Source organism: Nonomuraea sp. NPDC049480, assembly GCF_044465905.1.
Classification (GTDB): domain Bacteria; phylum Actinomycetota; class Actinomycetes; order Streptosporangiales; family Streptosporangiaceae; genus Nonomuraea.
This window is the reverse complement of record NZ_JBITMD010000042.1, coordinates 45,119-62,570: the sequence shown is the minus strand read 5'-3', so window position 1 is coordinate 62,570 and position 17,452 is coordinate 45,119. Positions and strand designations below refer to the sequence as shown.

Annotated in this window: 13 protein-coding genes; 8 read left to right on the top strand and 5 right to left on the bottom strand. The window is 67.4% G+C overall.

What is annotated here, in order from left to right:
• The first annotated feature begins 76 nt into the window (after positions 1-76).
• Complete coding sequence (locus ACIBX3_RS56935; RefSeq protein ID WP_397129192.1) at positions 77-2,608, top strand: L-tyrosine/L-tryptophan isonitrile synthase family protein; 2,532 nt, start codon at positions 77-79, stop codon at positions 2,606-2,608.
• 107 nt (positions 2,609-2,715) lie between these two features.
• On the opposite strand, the gene ACIBX3_RS56930 is transcribed toward ACIBX3_RS56935, so the two are convergent.
• Positions 2,716-3,213, bottom strand: coding sequence for a hypothetical protein (locus tag ACIBX3_RS56930; protein ID WP_397129191.1), 498 nt, complete (start codon positions 3,211-3,213; stop codon positions 2,716-2,718).
• A 618-nt stretch (positions 3,214-3,831) separates the two neighbouring features.
• On the opposite strand from ACIBX3_RS56930, the gene ACIBX3_RS56925 reads away from it, so the two are divergent.
• From ACIBX3_RS56925 to ACIBX3_RS56910, 4 genes are all read left to right on the top strand, one after another.
• A complete protein-coding gene (locus ACIBX3_RS56925) occupies positions 3,832-4,329 on the top strand; it encodes a DUF2690 domain-containing protein (protein ID WP_397129190.1) in 498 nt (165 codons plus the stop codon).
• Positions 4,330-4,425: 96 nt separating this feature from the next.
• Entirely contained in the window at positions 4,426-4,866 is a 441-nt protein-coding gene (locus tag ACIBX3_RS56920) for a hypothetical protein (protein WP_397129189.1), read from the top strand.
• Between the two features lie 188 nt (positions 4,867-5,054).
• Positions 5,055-5,606 (top strand): hypothetical protein, encoded by a 552-nt coding sequence (locus ACIBX3_RS56915; RefSeq protein WP_397129187.1) that lies wholly within the window; start codon positions 5,055-5,057, stop codon positions 5,604-5,606.
• A gap of 179 nt (positions 5,607-5,785) precedes the next feature.
• Positions 5,786-9,889: a hypothetical protein gene (locus ACIBX3_RS56910; protein ID WP_397129186.1), complete on the top strand. Its 4,104-nt coding sequence runs from the start codon at positions 5,786-5,788 to the stop codon at positions 9,887-9,889.
• Between the two features lie 45 nt (positions 9,890-9,934).
• On the opposite strand, the gene argG is transcribed toward ACIBX3_RS56910, so the two are convergent.
• Both argG and ACIBX3_RS56900 read right to left on the bottom strand, forming a co-directional pair.
• Entirely contained in the window at positions 9,935-11,407 is a 1,473-nt protein-coding gene (argG, locus tag ACIBX3_RS56905) for an argininosuccinate synthase (RefSeq protein WP_397129185.1), read from the bottom strand.
• A gap of 71 nt (positions 11,408-11,478) precedes the next feature.
• On the bottom strand, positions 11,479-12,375 hold the full coding sequence (locus tag ACIBX3_RS56900) for an MBL fold metallo-hydrolase (protein WP_397129184.1): 897 nt from the start codon (positions 12,373-12,375) through the stop codon (positions 11,479-11,481).
• 114 nt (positions 12,376-12,489) lie between these two features.
• Between ACIBX3_RS56900 and ACIBX3_RS56895 the strand changes: the two genes are divergently transcribed.
• Complete coding sequence (locus ACIBX3_RS56895; RefSeq protein ID WP_397129183.1) at positions 12,490-13,401, top strand: LysR family transcriptional regulator; 912 nt, start codon at positions 12,490-12,492, stop codon at positions 13,399-13,401.
• A gap of 72 nt (positions 13,402-13,473) precedes the next feature.
• Here the strand turns inward: ACIBX3_RS56895 and ACIBX3_RS56890 are convergent, their stop codons facing one another.
• Together ACIBX3_RS56890 and ACIBX3_RS56885 are read right to left on the bottom strand one after the other, a co-directional pair.
• A complete protein-coding gene (locus ACIBX3_RS56890) occupies positions 13,474-13,932 on the bottom strand; it encodes a hypothetical protein (protein WP_397129212.1) in 459 nt (152 codons plus the stop codon).
• A 169-nt stretch (positions 13,933-14,101) separates the two neighbouring features.
• Complete coding sequence (locus tag ACIBX3_RS56885) at positions 14,102-15,040, bottom strand: RNA polymerase sigma-70 factor (RefSeq protein ID WP_397129182.1); 939 nt, start codon at positions 15,038-15,040, stop codon at positions 14,102-14,104.
• A gap of 197 nt (positions 15,041-15,237) precedes the next feature.
• Between ACIBX3_RS56885 and ACIBX3_RS56880 the strand changes: the two genes are divergently transcribed.
• On the top strand, positions 15,238-15,723 hold the full coding sequence (locus ACIBX3_RS56880; RefSeq protein WP_397129181.1) for a carboxymuconolactone decarboxylase family protein: 486 nt from the start codon (positions 15,238-15,240) through the stop codon (positions 15,721-15,723).
• A gap of 259 nt (positions 15,724-15,982) precedes the next feature.
• Positions 15,983-17,323 (top strand): FAD-binding oxidoreductase, encoded by a 1,341-nt coding sequence (locus ACIBX3_RS56875; RefSeq protein ID WP_397129180.1) that lies wholly within the window; start codon positions 15,983-15,985, stop codon positions 17,321-17,323.
• The last annotated feature ends 129 nt before the right edge of the window (positions 17,324-17,452 follow it).

Below are 17,452 nucleotides of genomic sequence, written 5' to 3'. Positions count from 1 at the left end.
CAGCCACGAAAGTCGCCCATTTCGCGGAAGCTTTGCCGCCACAGTCGGATGCGCCGGCGAATCGGCAGCATCGCGTATGAATAAGGCCGCAGACCAGGAGAAGCCGACGACCGGCACGCTCCTCTCCGAACTCATCGAGACCGATCCGATTCTGCGACTGCATTGCGCCGTGGAGCGCGACGGCGTGCCATATCCCGACCACCCCGTCCATGGGAGGGCCACTCGCGTCGTGGACCCGGACGGTATCCAGGCGGGCGCCGACGTGTTGCCCACCTCGCTGGCCCGGGTGTTCAGGATCGGCCTCGACAGGTACGGCATCGGCATGGACGATCCCCGCTTCGAGGTGACGCCCGGAGGACGGGCGACGGGCCGGGTGGTGATGCCGGATGTGACCGTGGAAGAGCTGGACGAGGCCGCGGCCCGGCGGGGCCTGGCGGAGCTGACCGATATGACCATGCTCCTGGGCCGGACCGCCGGCATGCCGGCACATGCCGTACAGCACATCCTTGAGACGGAGTTGCGCTTCCTGTCCCCTCGCGCTGCGTCGCTGTTCGACGCCTCCTCAGGGGAGGGCCCGGTCCACACGGTGGACGCCCGCCAGCACGTCGTGCTGGTCGAGGTGCTGCGCCGGGTCGCCGAGCGGGCGCGCCTGCGGCGGGACGATCCCACGATCAAAGCGCCGGCCGTGATGCTCGACATCGACATGTGTGCGCTCGATCCCCGCGCCCGGGTCGTCCACGCCCTCAGAGCCGTAGGCGTCGATCCGAACGGGCTCGCGGCTCTGCCCTCCTATCATCGGCCGGCCTGGGATCTGTGGATTCAGCAGGCCGCCGCGGAGATCGACTACGAGGCCTTCTGCCGCGCCCTCTTCCGGCCGTGGGAGAACCTGCGCTGGGACACGCCGGTGCCGGGACTGGCCCGCTTCGTGTGGGACGTGTACGACGCCGGCGGCCGGGTGGTCTTCAACACGGGACGGCGTGAACGGGTCCGCGAGCACACCGAGCACGCGCTGGCCTGCGCGGGCATCACAGGGCCACGCATCGCCTTCCTGCGGAACGACCGTTCGCGACCCGTTCACGAGTTGAAGGCCGAGAGCCTCCAAGCCTTCGCCGACCTGGACATCGTCGCCGTATTCGACGACATCTGCGAGAACCGGCAGGCGATGGCCAAGAAACTCACCGACGCTCTCTTCGTCGCGGTGGCACTGCCCGGCTACGTCCACGAGCGACCCTATGACGGTGCCGATGTCGTCCGGTCCTTCGAGACGGTTCCACGCTGCGCCCGCACCGCGCGGGCCACGAGACTTCCGGCGCTGTCACACGCGAACTCGCTCGCCGAACTGCCGCTGGCCGAGATGTCGGTGGGAAGTCCCGCCTTGGAGCACGCCGTATGGCTCAGCGAGCGCGAGTCCTCGGACATGGTCGGCACGCTGCTCCAAGGCGCCGAACGCGCCGCGATCCATACGGCCGAGCGGGCCCCTCGGACAGACGATCTCGCGGCCGATATCTACTACCTGCTCACGCGCCCGCAGTTCCGCAAGGGAGCACGGGCGGCCTATTCCTTGTCCATGGCGAGGCGGGAGATCCGGCCCCATCTGGCCGACGGCGCCCCCATTCCCATCATCACCAGGGGATTCCCGCTCAAATTCCACTACAACCAGCTCAAGACGATGGGAAGCCTGCCTGACCTGTCAGAACTCGCCGCCATGGTCCGGCTGCGCGAGCTGCAACGTACGGTGCAGCAGGTCTATCCGCCGGGGCTGGCGATCACCGTGCTCGGCGACGGCAACCATTTCCGGCCGCACCCTCGAAGTCTGTTGCGCGCCTACCGGGAGAAGCTGCTCTCCTATCACGCTCTCGTCGGTGGGACGGAGATTCTCACGATCGCTGATCTGAACGAGGTCGCCGAACAACGCATGGGACCCCTCGCCATGCGCCGGCATGCCGACCTCGTCCCGCGACGAGTGGCGGAGATTCGTGACGCCCTCGTCGGACTGGACATCTGCGCCACCCCTGTGCCCGCGCTGGAGCAAGCCACGCTCCGCACCGCCGGCGTGATCGGCGACAATCGCGGTGCTGGAACGACGATGCCGAATTTCGAGAGCCTGTTCCGATCGCTGATGTACACGGTCTCCGCGACACAGGGCCACGGCATCGCTTTCGCCAGGCACGTCTACGCCGATCTGTTCAACCTGACCGACCGGGCACTTCCCGCGCCGACCGCCGCCGAACGTCGCGCGGTGCTGGTCAAGGCCTGGCATGACACCATCCAGTACATGGCGGTCCTGTGGGTCGACCGCGACCTGGGATTCGACGCGGCGATGTTCTCCAACCACATAAGGCTGACACCGAACCCGCGCAGCGGCTGTCTCGGCTTCACCTATCTTGGCGGGGCGTCCGTTCTTCCCTGGCACGGTATGGCGGCTCTGGATGCCTTAGGCCGCGTATCGACCGATTTCGCCGTGTCCCTGCTCGATCAGGGCTTTGTTCCGGCGTACTCCACCCTGCTCGGCCCGGCCCAGCCATGGATGATGGTCCCGGTCACCGTCACCAAAGGCGGCCGCCTCCACCACGGCTTCCGCGCCGCAGTGCGGCTCAGACGCCGTTGAGCGTCCATCCTCAGCCTTGGAAGGTGGCGCGTCGGGAGGGCCTGCACGCAGGCCCTCCCGACCGGTCCCGGACCGCGACAACCGTGGACAGGAAGGAGCCTGTGCCGTCATTGGTCCCAGTTGTTCGTGCTGGATATAGGCGGTCCGTACTCCGATACGACTATCTTGTTCGGCGCGAAGCTGTACTTGTTGAAAACGGCTTCGCTGGTGATCCAGCGATAGGCGCCGTTGGGGCTCTCCCGCTGATCCCAGATGTAGACCTGTGGTTCGTTCCGGCCCTTGCGTAGCCCTGCGTTCGTCCACAGGTACGCCGAAGTGAAGCAGGACGGTATCGTGCTGGTGGGCCAACGGGTGATGCCATCCCAGGTGTTCCACAGTTTGAAGTAGACGGTCTCGTTGGCGATGGCGTAGAGAATATTGTCCGGGCCGACCAAATACACCTGAGTGCCGTTGCCGACTTGGAACCGCTGCCCTGACACCGGACAGGCGGCAGCGCCCGACTTCGCGGTCGGCCCTGCGTTCGCGACTCCGGCCGATCCCGCGAACAGGGACAACCCCAGGGTGAGGACCAGGCCGGTACGGCGGAACATGCTTTTTGTGAGCACTTGTTCTCCTCTTGCTTGCGCTTGTTCTGGCGAGGCGGGGCTGATCGCGACAACACCGGCTCTGCGATCGATCGCGCCGGAGATCCGCCTCGCCCGGCGTACGATCGTGGCGGCGGATAAAGTCGGTACCGATGGACGAGATCGCGGCTCATCGAAACGGGCTTGGCTCTTTGGAGAGCGAGGCGCAGTCGACCGGGTGAATTCTCGTGGACCTCTGGTTATTCACCGAGTCGTACGCGCTAAGTTTCGGCGCGTTTATATGAGATTGTCAACGGCCAGATACCGGACATAGGCCGGGCATGGACCGGACATTATTGCGAAGACGGAAACCGCGAGCCGTGAGCCGTCTCAGCCTCGACTGAAGTCCTCAGCAGCCGGCGCAAGAAGGTGGCGCTGCGGTCGACTGCACATCGTCGCGGGCCGAATTCGCGAACGGAAGATGTCCGGCATATGCCCGGTCCAAGTCCTGGCCTGTCGGCCTTCTGCGGACTGATACTGCGAATCGCGGAAGGGCCCACACGAAATGAAGAAGGGTCACCGTCCGCATACCATCCCGGCGACTTCCGGCAGCCCGCCGGTACGTCATTGCCACGAACAAGAAGCCACAGGAGGCACGTGATGCTCAAGAAATTCGCTACGATCGCCGGCGCGGCGGCCACGTTATTCACCATGGTCGGCGCCAGCACGGTCGCCTACGCTGAATCGCCGGCGGTGCAGGCCGACCCGGTCGGCACAGCGGCCACCTGCTATGGGAACAGCTGCTCGGGCAAGGACCCCAACGCCACAGGCTGTTCAGCCGGCGCGCAGGTTCTCGCTGACATGGTGGTTCTCGGCTTTTCCGCCAAAGAATACCTCGTCCGGCTCTCCTATTCGGCACTCTGCAACGCGAGCTGGACAGACATCCAGGCCATCAACCAGCCGGACTGCTATGGCGGAGAATACATCTGGCACCAGGCGCTCAACAACAGCACCGGCGGCGTGACGAGCACCGCGCGAGTGTACGACGGAGATGCGTGCTCCACATACACGGTGATGATGAGCAGGGTCGGCAGATCCACCCGGGCCTGTTCCACCAGCACTTGGACCGGCCGCAATCACTGCACCCCCTGGAAGTAGCCGGCGGGGACGGCTATGCCGAAATGGTTTTTCTGGGCAGAACGTCGTCACGTGAGAACCCATGCCCTCTCCACCGCTCGTGCAAGGGGAAGCACCATGAATCAATCGGTGAGTAAAATCCTGCTGTTCGCCATGGCGACGGTGCTGCTCACGGCCACAGCAGGAACCGCCCGTGCCGATGCCACAGGAAATGCTTTCCCGTGCGAGGTCTATCCGCACGCGTGTAACCTGAAGACCCAGTTGCTCAAGCCCAATCCGAAAGACAACTGGGCGGACGGCCGTATAACCAGGACCATCTACCTCGCGGCGGGGAGATATTCGCTGCACTACGCAGGGTGCACCGATCATGCCACGCAGTCGGCCTGGCTACCCGAAGGAACATACAGCTGGCGCGACCAGCTCGATCCCAAGAACGGTTACTACCACCAGAGCGTGGTACTCGATGGCCCGGTGGACTGGAGCAGAGGCACCTGCGATTGGCAGGTGCACACCGAGGGGAATTACGAATGGGGCACTCACCTCACGCTGCTGCTCTAGCCGAGAAGATGCCTTCGCCGGCTGCTGCCTGAGAAGTTCCACTGTCTTGGGTCCGGGAAGCGAGCCTGCGCCGTCGGCGTGGCGGCCACGTCGACGGCGCCTTTCTCGCTCCGAATGCGCTTCCGCGCCGACAGACGACGAATGAAAGGCATGTCATGTTCCCAGTCCGGCGGCGCTCGATCCGAGTGATGGTCATCGCCGTGATTCTCACCATCGGCCTTCCGCTGGCAGCGACTCCCGCCAGTGCCTCGGACGCTCGACTGGACGCACCGCAACTGGTTCAGCTGTGGGAGCTCTCCACGCCGATCGGGGGCTACTTCTATACCACCAGCGAGGTCGAGCGGGACTCCGCGATCCAGGACCACGGATTCGGTCCGGCTGGTGTGCAGGCGGCCCGCTACATCTCCCGGACTGAGTTTCCCGGCAGTGTGGCACTCCATCGCCTGCGCGCCGTCGGCCGAGCCTCCTACATTCTCGCCCTGCCGGCCGAGGCGGCCACCCTCGCAGGCAGCGGCGACTTCGTGGACGAAGGCGTCCTGGGCTATGTGGACGAGGACGGGCATTACGAGCCGCCCAGGCTGCCGACCGGCGAACGACTCGCCGGTGTGTGGCGGATCAGCAAAGCGGGGGCGTGGCGTGCGGCCAACATGCGCGTGGTGTCTCAATATTGCTGGGAGTCACCGGATCCGTGGCATCTTGACGGTCTGCTCACCAGCGCCTGGGCGCTCGAGGGGGCATGACGCGCTCGCGTCGTCTCTGAGAGAAGCCCCCGACCCCGACACTCATCATTCTGACTCGATCAAGTGTCCTGCTTGGTCGGGTCAGTGGTTCTGCCTGCTCATTTTCCATCGTTGGAGGGGTAATCGTGCGTGTCCGAAAACTCTTAGCCACCATGTGCGCGGTCTCGACGCTGTTATGGGTGCCGGTTCCCGCGGCCGCTCAGCCGGCGGAGCCGCCGTCTGAGCAGACCTTGGCGGTTCCGGCTGATCGCGCCGACGCGCCACGGAGCATCGAGGCGGGCGAGCGGGCCGAGGTGCTGGGCGGCGGCTGGCAGAAGTCGTCCGATCGGGCGGTGACCACCGCGGGTGACGCGACAGGGTTCCATGTGCTGGTGGGCGAGGCCAAGGATGGTTATCGGTGGCGTACGGCGGCCTCGCTGTCGGAGCCGGGGTTCGAGACCGACGCGTGGATCGGCAATATCTGCGTGACCGCCTCCGGGGATCGGGCGGTGGTCGTTTACGCGCCGCGTACGTTCACGAACAAGAGCGCGTTGAACGAGCGCGGCGGCTTCACCGCGATCGTCGATCTGAACGGCGGCCCGGTGCGCAAGCTGCGACTGCAGGCCACGCTGGCCTACTTCAATCCCGGCTGCGGCCCGTCGGAGTCGGCCGTTCTGACTCAGGAGGGAACGGAGGACCTGGGCGCCACCCGCCTGTTCAAGCTGGATACGGTCAGCGGCAAGCTGGACAAGGCGATCCAGGTGCCCGGTCAGCTCACCTCGGCCGTGCCGGTCGCGGACGGGATCGTGGCCGCCGATTCCGGCGCGGTGGTTCGGGTGCATCCCGACGGCAAGCGCACGGTGGTGGCGCCGGCCAAGGGAGTGCCGTACCGGCTGGCTCCCGATGCTGACGGCGGTCTGGTGTTCGCCCAGTTGGAGGGCAAGGAGACGGCCTCGGTACGGCGGGTGGATCTGAAGAAGGGCGCTGCGGTCACCACGCTGGCCAGCGGCGGCATCGCCGATCTGAGCGTGCGCGCGGCGCGGGGCGGCCGGGTGTTCGTGACCGGCGCCAAGGCCACGAAGAACGCCGCCACGCCGGGCAGCGTGGCGCTCGCGGACGTGCCGCACGAGGCCGCGGTGTCGCTGTCGGGCGACGTCGCGGTGACCTCGGTGCTGCGTACGCACGCCAAGGACCCGCGGGTGCCGCCCGCCGACCCCAGCGCTCCGCAGGAAGTGGACGTCACCGCGACCTCGCTGGCCACGAAGAAGAGCTTCACCCTGTCGGTGACCCCTGAGGCGGGGGCGGGTGAGGGGGCGCGACCGAGTCCGGCGCTGGGCCGGGCGTCAGTGGCGGCGGGCGACCCGAACGATCCGGCCGACGGCGACCAACGGTATTGCTCGGTGGCCCGTAACGACCCGCGCAACCAGGCCATGCAGCCCAAGCCACGCCAGGTGGAGTGGGCCGTCAACCAGGCCGTGGCGGGCACGCTGACCGTGCAGCGGCCGGCCAACTGGAAGAACCTGGGCATGCCCGCCTATACGCCGCAGGGGTTGTTCCCACACAGGGCCCTGGATGGGGGCGGCGACATCCCCGCGCAGATCATGATGGGCGTCGCCGTACAGGAGTCGAACACCTGGCAGGCCGCTCGCTTCGCCATCCCGGGGGTGACGGCGAATCCGTTGATCGGAAACTATTTCGGCATCGAGTACTACAACGACGACGAGGGCGACGACTGGACGATCGACTGGGCTGGGGCTGACTGCGGCTACGGCATCATGCAGATCACCGACGGGATGCGCCTGGCCGGCAAGCAGAAGCCGGGCGAGACCCCGCTGCCCTACGACCAGCAGCGGGCGATCGCGCTCGACTTCGCCGCCAACATCGCCAAAGGCCAGCAGATGCTGGCCGACAAGTGGAACGAGACCCGCCGCGCCGGGCTGATCGTCAACAACGGCACCCCCGAGGGGCTGGAGAACTGGTTCTTCGCGGCATGGGCCTACAATTCGGGCCTGCATCAGCCCAACGGCCAGAACCCGTGGGGGCTGGGCTGGCTGAACAACCCGGTCAATCCCCGCTACCCGGCCGACCGTCCGCCGTTCATGGAGACCTCCTACGCCGACTCCGCCCACCCGCAGCACTGGCCGTACCCGGAGAAGGTGCTGGGTTTCGCCGGTCATCCGATCGAGCTCATCGAGAGTCCCGGCACCCTGGTCTACTCCCACCTGTACGCGTGGTGGAACTCCAACCAAGACCGTTACAACGCCAAGCCGCCGGTGGTGCAGTTCTGCACGGTCAGCAACGACTGCTACCCCGGTGAGTCCTACACCCCGGACGACCCTGATGTGATCGGCGAGCCGGCGGGACCGTGCGCGCACAAGAACCCCAGTAACGGCAAGTACGACCTGAAATGCTGGTGGCACACCGCCAGCACGTGGAAGGCCAACTGCCCGGTCACCTGCGGCCACGGCAGGCTGAGATTCGACCCCGGGTACGCCTACCAGGAGGACGCCACCAACTATCCGCCGGTCTGCTCACTCGCCGGACTGCCGTCCAACGCGCTGGTGGTCGACAACCTGCCACAGAACGTCCCGTCGATCCGTCCGAACTGTACGAAACCGCCGAGCTCGGGAACCTTCGCCTTCACCTTCAGGTCGGCCTCCGGCGGCACCTACCCGGGCAAGATCGACGTTCATCAGATGGGGGCGGCCTATGGCGGCCACTTCTGGATGAGCAACACTCACAGTTCCGCGCTCCGGGAGGCCGTCGGCACGTGGACGCTCAACCAAGCGCGTACCGGCCCGATGAGGATCATGGTGCACATTCCCGACCCGGGTGCCCGCACCAAGCTCGCCGAATACCGCGTCAACGCAGACGGCGGCGAACGGCGGCGGACCATCAACCAGACCGGCCCCGGCGGCAACCGCTGGGTCAACATCGGCACCTTCATGTTCAGCGGCACCGTGCCGCAGGTCAGCCTCAGCAACCTCACCCCGGACGGGGACGGGAGCGTCAGGATCGCCTGGGACGCGGTGGCGTTCGTCCCGGTCAACGGGAACTACCATGAGGAGCCCGTCGAGGCGGTCGCGGTCTTCGACGAGGACCAGAACATCGACACCGCCCCGCCCGCGTCGTGGCTCGGCGGCCCCATCGCCAACCGCGACAGCCTGTTCCAGTGGGCCCGCGAATCGACAGCCGACATCTTGGGCGCCACCAATCTGGGCACGGCGACCCGGCAGGCGATCAACACCTGGAAACAACAGGTGGATGCCGCGGGAACCGACCCGGTCAACCATCCCGACGGAAACAGCATCGCCACATGGATCGGTTTCGCTCAGCCGTACACCGACCGGCCCACCAACGAGCAAAGGCCGAGCTGGTTCAGCGACGTCGAACGTTTCAAGATCAGGACCAAGGCGACGGTATCGTTCGTCACCGAAGGCGTCGGCAACCTCGCCAAGATCATCCCTGGCACCGAGTACGTCACCTACGAGCACCAGACCGGCAATTCGCATCTGCCTCCGTTCACGCTCGACCTGTTCCGCGCGATCGAGCAGGACTACGCGATCACCAGGCCTGACCTGTCGTACAGGATGGTCGACCTCAACGTGCACGACGGAGCCTGGCGATCGGCCAACCCGGCACTGGACAGAAAGCTTCCCGGCCGCGCGTACGAGCCAGGAGGACGGGCACCCGTGCTGACCGACCTGTCCGGGAGCGCGTCACAGGACAACGCCTCATGTGTCAAGGTGCAGACCACGGCGGGCGGATCGACCGGCTACCGGCCATTGCTCAGCCAATCCGGCCCCGTCGATGCGATGGACGCGTGGGTCAACCGTCTCAACGGCGATTCGCGGATTCCCTCCGGAGTCAAACAACTCGCCGAAGACATCCAGGACATGTTCTTCAACGCCGGGGCTGTGGCGGGAGTCGATGCGTCGATGTTCAACGACGCCCCGCCCATCTGGCAGGAACTTCATTTCCTGGCCTGCAAGGATGCGGTCGTCCGCAGGGTGGACGCGTTCACGCCGGTGCTGCGCTCCAGCTGGATGCCGGACCAGTACCTGTATCACCGGGGAGTGGCCGTGAACAGGGACGGTGCGCGCACCGGAAACAAAGCGCCCGTCCTGCGAGGGGACTGGACCATGTTCACCCAGGTCCCCGAAACCGGCTCCAACACCGCCTACGGGCCCTGCCGAGGCATCAGCCTCAACGAGCGCGCCGGCAACCCCTGGGAAATGAACCCCAACATACCGGCGGACCCGGGTATCAACCCGCCGTTCAAGAGGTTCTGCTCCCAAGCCTGATCCGGCCCGGACCGTCAGCGGGCGACCGCTGACGGTCCACGCCGGTCAGTCGGTGCCGGACTCGATGGCGGCGTGATCGAGCAACTCGTCATCGCCGGGCACTGGGTAACCAGCCGACTGATCTTCGGGCCCGCGGGAGGCGATCGCCTCGGCCCCGCCCTCGGACATCGCGCCGATCAGCCCGGTCGAGGCCGCCTGTGCGGCGCCGATCAGCGTGGGGTGCGGGCTGCCGACCATGCCGAGTCTGGCGTACTGCTCGAGCTTGGCGCGCGAGTCGGCGATGTCGAGGTTGCGCATGGTCAGCTGGCCGATGCGGTCGACCGGGCCGAAGGCGGCGTCCTCGGTCCGTTCCATGGAGAGCTTGTCCGGGTGGTAGCTGAACGCCGGTCCGGAGGTCTCCAGGATGGAGTAGTCCTCGCCACGCCGCAGCCGCAGCGTCACCTCGCCGGTGACCGCCGTCCCGACCCAGCGCTGCAGCGACTCGCGCAGCATCAGCGCCTGCGGGTCCAGCCAGCGGCCTTCGTACAGCAGCCTGCCCAGGCGCCGTCCCTCGTTGTGGTAGCTGGCGAGGGTGTCCTCGTTGTGGATGGCGTTGACCAGGCGCTCGTACGCCGCGTGCAGCAGCGCCATCCCCGGCGCCTCGTAGATGCCGCGGCTCTTGGCCTCGATGACGCGGTTCTCGATCTGGTCGGACATGCCCAGGCCGTGCCGGCCGCCGATGGCGTTGACCTCCAGCACCAAGTCGACGGCGGAGGAGAACTCCTTGCCGTTGATGGTCACCGGCCGTCCCTGCTCGAAGCCGATCGTGACGTCCTCGGCGGGTATCTCGACGGCGGGGTCCCAGGACCGCACGCCCATGATCGGTTCGACGATCTCGATGCCGGTGTCAAGGTGCTCGAGTGACTTGGCCTCGTGGGTGGCGCCCCAGATGTTCGCGTCGGTGGAGTAGGCCTTCTCCGTGCTGTCCCGGTAGGGCAGGCCGCGTTCGAGCAGCCACTCGGACATCTCCTTGCGGCCGCCGAGCTCGCTGACGAAGTCGGCGTCCAGCCACGGCTTGTAGATGCGCAGGGAGGGGTTGGCGAGCAGTCCGTACCGGTAGAACCGCTCGATGTCGTTGCCCTTGAAGGTGGAGCCGTCGCCCCAGATCTGCACACCGTCGTCGAGCATCGCGCGTACCAGCAGGGTCCCGGTGACGGCCCGGCCGAGCGGGGTGGTGTTGAAGTACGTGCGGCCGCCGGAGCGGATGTGGAACGCCCCGCAGGCCAGGGCGGCGAGCCCCTCCTCCACGAGGGCCGCCCGGCAGTCGACCAGCCGGGCGACCTCCGCGCCGTACGCCGTGGCGCGCCCGGGCACAGAGGCGATGTCAGGCTCGTCGTACTGACCGATCTCGGCGGTGTACGTGCACGGCACCGCACCTTTCTCGCGCATCCACGCGACCGCTACCGACGTGTCGAGGCCGCCGGAGAAGGCGATCCCGACACGTTCACCGACAGGCAGGGAGGTGAGCACCTTGGACATGGCTAGAAGTATATACATACCAATGCATGGCCATGCAATGCCGGGGGTCTGATCAGCGTGTTCCGATGCCGTCAGGTGGCGGGGTGCTCGGCGCACAGGCAGCCGACGCCCTTGCCGATCCACTCCCGGCCGGCCCATTCGGGGTGCCTGCCGATCATCAGGGCGGAGATCTCATCGGCGATCGTCTCCTCGCTCATGGCCGAGTCGCGGCGCGCCCACGTCTCGTCACGTAGCAGCCGCAGGTAGTCGCGGACGTCGGCCAGCAGGTACGCGCCGCCCACGTCACCGTGGCCCGGAACCACGACCCGCGGGCGGCCGGCGGCGAGCCGCTCCATGACCGCGAGCCAGCGGGTGCCAGAGACGTCGGTGTCGTGCGGTGGGAACCACGGGAAGATGGCGAACTGCCCGGCTTCCACCAGATCCCCGGCGAACAAGACATCCGCGTCCGGCACCTCGACCACCTGGTCGCCCTTGCTGTGCGCGCGGCCGGTGGCCCGCAGCCGCACCACCCGGCCGCCCAGATCGAGGTCGTACGCCTGGTCGTAGACAAGGTCGGGCTGCCCCAGCTCGACGCCCTCGAGCCGGCGAGCGACCGATTCGCCGAGCCCCTTGAACATCTCCAGGTAGCCGGGGCCCTTCACCCGCAGGTCCTCCGCCTGGGCGCTGTTGATCAGGTACGTCGCCGCGCCGGCGAACGTCCGGGCACCGAAGGCGTGCTCCGGATGGAAATGCGTCGTCGTCAAATACAGCTTGCGGCCTTTGGCGTAGTCGGCGGCGAACGTGAGCACGGTTTCCGCGTTCCGAGGGCCCATGCCGGTGTCGACGACCAGAACGGAATGCCGCCCGCCGATGACGCCGATGTTCGGCACGAGCGGCACGCCCCGATTCGGGATCACCACCATGTCGTGGGCAAGCTCCCGCAGGCCGGCGAGGTCGACCACGGGATCGGGCATTGTCTGTTCCGCCATCTTCGGCTCCAGGGAATCGCGGTGATCGGGCATGTCGCAGTTCACCGCGCGACGCCGGGAGGCGTCCAACACCGATTCCGCGGCCCCGATACCGAACCGGTATCGTTGCCGCTGATGGACCTGCGTACGCTGCGCTATTTCGTGGCGGTCGCCGAAGAGCTCCACTTCGGCCGGGCCGCGGCGCGACTCCATATGACACAACCGCCGTTGAGCAGGGCCATCAAGCAGCTGGAGACCGATCTCGGCTGCGAGTTGCTGCGCCGCTCCCCCACCGGGGTGGCGCTCACCCCGGCCGGGACGTGCCTGTACGACGAGGCCCGCACACTGCTGGCGCAGTCCGACCAGGCGCGGGCCCGGGTCGCCGCGGCGGCCGGCACGGCCACCATCACCATCGGCACCCTGGCCGACAGCGCCGAACAGGCCGGAACACGACTGGTCGCCGCCTACCGGCGCCACCACCCCGGGATCCGGGTCCGCGTACGCGAAGCCGACCTGAGCGATCCGACCGCAGGACTGCGCGCCGGCATCGTGGATGTCGCGCTGACCAGGGCGCCGTTCGACGACACCGGCATCGTCACCCACGTGTTGCGCTCCGACCCGGTCGGGGTGGTTCTTCGCGCCGACGATCCGCTGGCCGATCGCGACAGCCTGCGGCTGCGGGATCTGGCGGATCGGCAGTGGTTCCAGCTGCCGGAGGGCACCGACCCCGTCTGGCGGGCCTTCTGGACCGGCCCCACCGGCAGCCGGCAGGACGGTCCGGTGGTGCGTACGGCCCACGAGTGCCTGCAGGCCGTGCTGTGGAACGGCACCGTGGGACTGATGCCGCTCGCCCATGCCCTTCCGGAAGGACTCACGGCCGTTCCGTTGTCCGACATGCCGCCGAGCCGCCTCGTCGTGGCCTGGAACGGCGCCGGCCCCGGTCCGCTCGTCCGCTCGTTCACGCGAATCGCCGCGACCGTCTATCGGCCTGTCCGCGCCACCATGGGCGCCTCGGCACAGACCGTTGATCAGGTGATCCCACGGTGAGCACATTGCCGAGCAGCACCGCCAGGGACACGCCCTCGACGGCGGCCGCGACACGCAGGCCCCGCATCCGGATCACTCCCCCGGACCGGAGCCGGGCCGGACGATCATCATGACGACGACGACCGCCCAGGTCAGGTTGTAGAACCCGGCGAGCATGGACAGCGAACGCAGCCGCCTGCCGTCATCGGGATCGCTGAGCGCGTCGCGCTGGCGCGGGTAGATCTGCGTGGCGAGCAGCACCCCTGCGCCGGCGGTGAGAACCATGGAGATCGTGATCCAGATCTCCCCCATCCGGCCCTGGACACCGGCGAGCACGATGCCGGCCAGCGGCACGACGAGGCCGAAGACCGCGTACCCGCGGGTGATGCGGTGCAGCGCGACCGCCACACCGCGATTGCGCTCGTCCGAGTCCGGCGGATGGCCGGCCGCGGCGACCGGCGCGTAGCGGGGGAACAGGCTCGTCGCGACGGCCGAGCCTCCCACGAACACGATGCTGGCGAGCACGTGGACCGACAACAGGACATGTTCCAGCATGTTCTCCTCCAACCTTCAGGATGACTGAAGCCTAGCGAAGGCTTCAGCCGGCCTGAAGGTTGGGGGGAGCCAGGCCCTGGCAAGGGCGACGTTTTCGTTTCCACCGGGCTTCTTCGGGGTTCGTTGGCCTGGACTGGCAGCGCTCGTTCGCCTTGCGCACTCCGGGTCAGCGGCTCACAGTGGTCTCCCGCTCCATATGCGACAGCTTCTCGGGATTGCGCACGGCGTAGAGCCCGGTGATGAGGCCGTCGTCGATGCGCACCGTCATGACGGTGTCGATCGCGCCGTCGAGCCGGACTATCAGTGCCGGGTGGCCGTTGACCTGCGCCGGCTGCAGCGACGCCGCGAGGGCGATCCTGCCCAGCACGTGGGCCACCTGGTCGGCCCCCACGACGGGCGCCAGCGCGGCCCGTTTGAGTCCGCCGCCATCTGACAGAAGGACGACGTCCGGCGCGAGGATGTCGAGCAGGCGTTGCAGATCACCCGTTTCGACCGCCTTCTGGAACGCCTCGAGCGCGCCGCGGGCCTGGGCTGGAGAAACGACCCCACGGGGTCGGCGCGCCGCGACGTGTGCCCGCGCCCGGTGGGCGATCTGGCGGACCGCGGCCGAGCTCTTGTCGACGGCTTCGGCGATCTCCTCGTAGTCCAGATCGAACACCTCACGCAGCACGAACACCGCCCGCTCGGTCGGCTGAAGCGTCTCCAGCACCAGCAGCATCGCCATCGAGACGCTGTCGGCCAGCTCGACGTCCTCGGCCACGTCCGGGGTGGTCAGCAGCGGCTCGGGCAGCCAGGGGCCGACGTAGGACTCCTTGCGCCGGCCGAGCGTACGCAGCCGTTTCAGCGCCTGGCGGGTGGTGATCCGGACCAGGTAGGCACGCTGATCCCGCACCGTGCCGAGGTCGACGCCCGCCCACAGCAACCACGTCTCCTGCAGGACGTCCTCCGCGTCGGCGGCCGAGCCGAGCATCTCGTAGGCGACCGTGAACAGCAGGTTGCGGTGGGCGAGGAACGCCTCGGTGGCCGGGTCCATGGCGGAGTCCATGCGGCTGCCACGAGCGAGCGGCCCCGCTGTGTCCGTCGGTTCCTCGCTGCGTTCGCTCATCGCTGGTTCCTGTCTGTTCGTTCTCGACCGTGCCATGCATGAGATCCCGGTCCCCACCGCTTTGTGACACCCACGATGGGTGACACAGGTCACACCACCGCGCCGTCACAAGGATCGGGTCGCCGGGATCTCTTGCTCGTCAGGACGCCGCGCCAACGACCCACGCGGCACGCAACACCACGAGTGAGGACCACATCATGGAACCCCGTATCGACCTGATGGCCAACGCGCTCGGCGCCAAGATCGCCAAGCGAATCTACAACGTCGCCCTGGCGATCCAGCAGTCGCCGCTACCCCAGGCCACCCAGGACCTGGTGATGCTGCGGGCCAGCCAGATCAACGGCTGCGGTTTCTGCATCGACTACCACACCAAGGACGCCGCAGCCGCCGGGGAGAGCGCGGTCCGGCTCCACCTGGTCGCCGCCTGGCGCGAGTCCACCGTGTTCACCGAGGCCGAGCAGGCCGCGCTGGCGCTCACCGAGGAGGGCACCCGGATCGCCGACGCCCACCACGGCGTGTCCGACCAGACCTGGGCCCAGGTGCGCAAGCACTACGACGACGACCAGATCGTCGCGCTGGTCTCCCTGATCGCCATGATCAACGCGAACAACCGGCTCAACGTGATCGTGCGCAACCCGGGAGGCTCCTACGAGCCCGGCATGTTCGCCGGCATGGCGAACTGACCGGCAGGCCGATCCCCGCCGGCCCAGGACCTAGTCCACCCGGGCCGGCCCGCGTACCTCACCGACTCATCCGGAGCGACGTGCGGGCGACTGCGCCAAGCACTACGACGAGGTGCAGCAGCAGCTCGCCTGCGCTGGTGTCGCTCATCGCCCTCATCAACGCCGTCAACCTCTTGAACGTCATCGCCCGGCCCCCGGGCGGCGACCACCAGGGCCGGCAAGTTCGGAAACGAAGATTCTTTGTTTTGGAAGGAACGTCATGAGCTCAGCGCTTGAAACCCTTCGCCGTGACTTCGGCGGCGACATCATCGAACCGGGCGCAGCGGAGTACACATCGGCCAGTCGCTCGGTATTGGCTTCGGGTAGTCCGGCCTACGTTCTGCGGCCCAAAAACGTCGGTGACGTCCAAGCAGGTGTCGGATTCGCCGCCGGCGAAGGGCTTTCGCTGTCCGTGCGAGGCGGCGGCCACAGCTTCGCGGGCTTCGGCACCAGCGACGACGGCGTCGTGATCGACCTGAGCAAGCTCGTGAACGTCGAGGTCATCGACAAGGAACGCCACCGCGTACGGATCGGCGGCGGCGCCACCTGGGGTCAGGTCGCGGCCGCCCTGGCCCCACACGGCCTGGCGATCTCCTCGGGTGACGCCAAGGGCGTCGGTGTCGGTGGGCTGACGTTGACCGGTGGCATCGGCTGGAAGGTCAGGAAGTACGGCCTCGCGTTGGACAACGTGGTCACCGCGGAGGTGGTCACGGCCGGCGGAGAGGTCGTGCAGGCGAGCGCGGAGGAGAATCCGGAGCTGTTCTGGGCGATTCGCGGTGGCGGTGGCAATTTCGGGATCGTGACCGCCTTCGAGTTCGCGGCACACCCGACGACGGACGTCTTCCACGGCAGGATCGCCTTCCCGGCGTCGGAGGCGGCCACCGTGCTCCAGGGCTGGGCGGACTACCTCCGCACCGCCCCCGAAGAGCTCACCTCCGTCGCGGAGTTCGCCAATCCCTTCGCGGGCGGGCCCGAAGCGCCGGTCGAGATCCGCGTCGCCTTTGACGGCGATGACCCGGATCTCGCGGCACAGGCCATCGATCCGCTCCGGCGGCTCGGCACGGTGATCGACGACGATGTCGCGCTGAAACCCTATGCGGACACGCTTGCGGACGGCGTCACCCCGCCGCCGGGCATCCAACTGGTCACCCGAAGCGCATTTGTCGACAAGGCATCGGTGCCCGAGGTCCTTCGGATCCTTGTTGAGGTTGGGGCAGCGCAGGGGTCACCGTTCATCGCCGTCCGCAGCGTCGGCGGTGCGGTGTCCCGAATCCCCGGCGATGCCACCGCTTACGCGCATCGCCAGGCGGAGTTGATGTTCGTGACCACCATCGCGGGGCCCCGGCCGGTCGTCGAGGCCGCGCGTCCTGCTCTGGAAGCGATCTGGGTGAGACTCGCACCTCACGTCAACGGCGCCTACGCCAACTTCCTCGCCTCTGCCACCGAGGAGGATGTCGCCGCGATCTATCCAACGCAGACCTACGAGCGGCTCGCGGCGGTCAAGCGTCAGTACGACCCCGGCAACCTGTTCGCCCGCAACCACAACATCCGGCCGCAGTGAGCCTTGATGGAGCTCAACCACTCGGTCCGCGTTCGCGTGGGCCGGGGTGGTTCGCCCGACATTCCGGCATTACCGCAGGCCAGCAACACATCTGCGGAGTTTCCCATTCCCCACCGGGAGCCCCGCCAA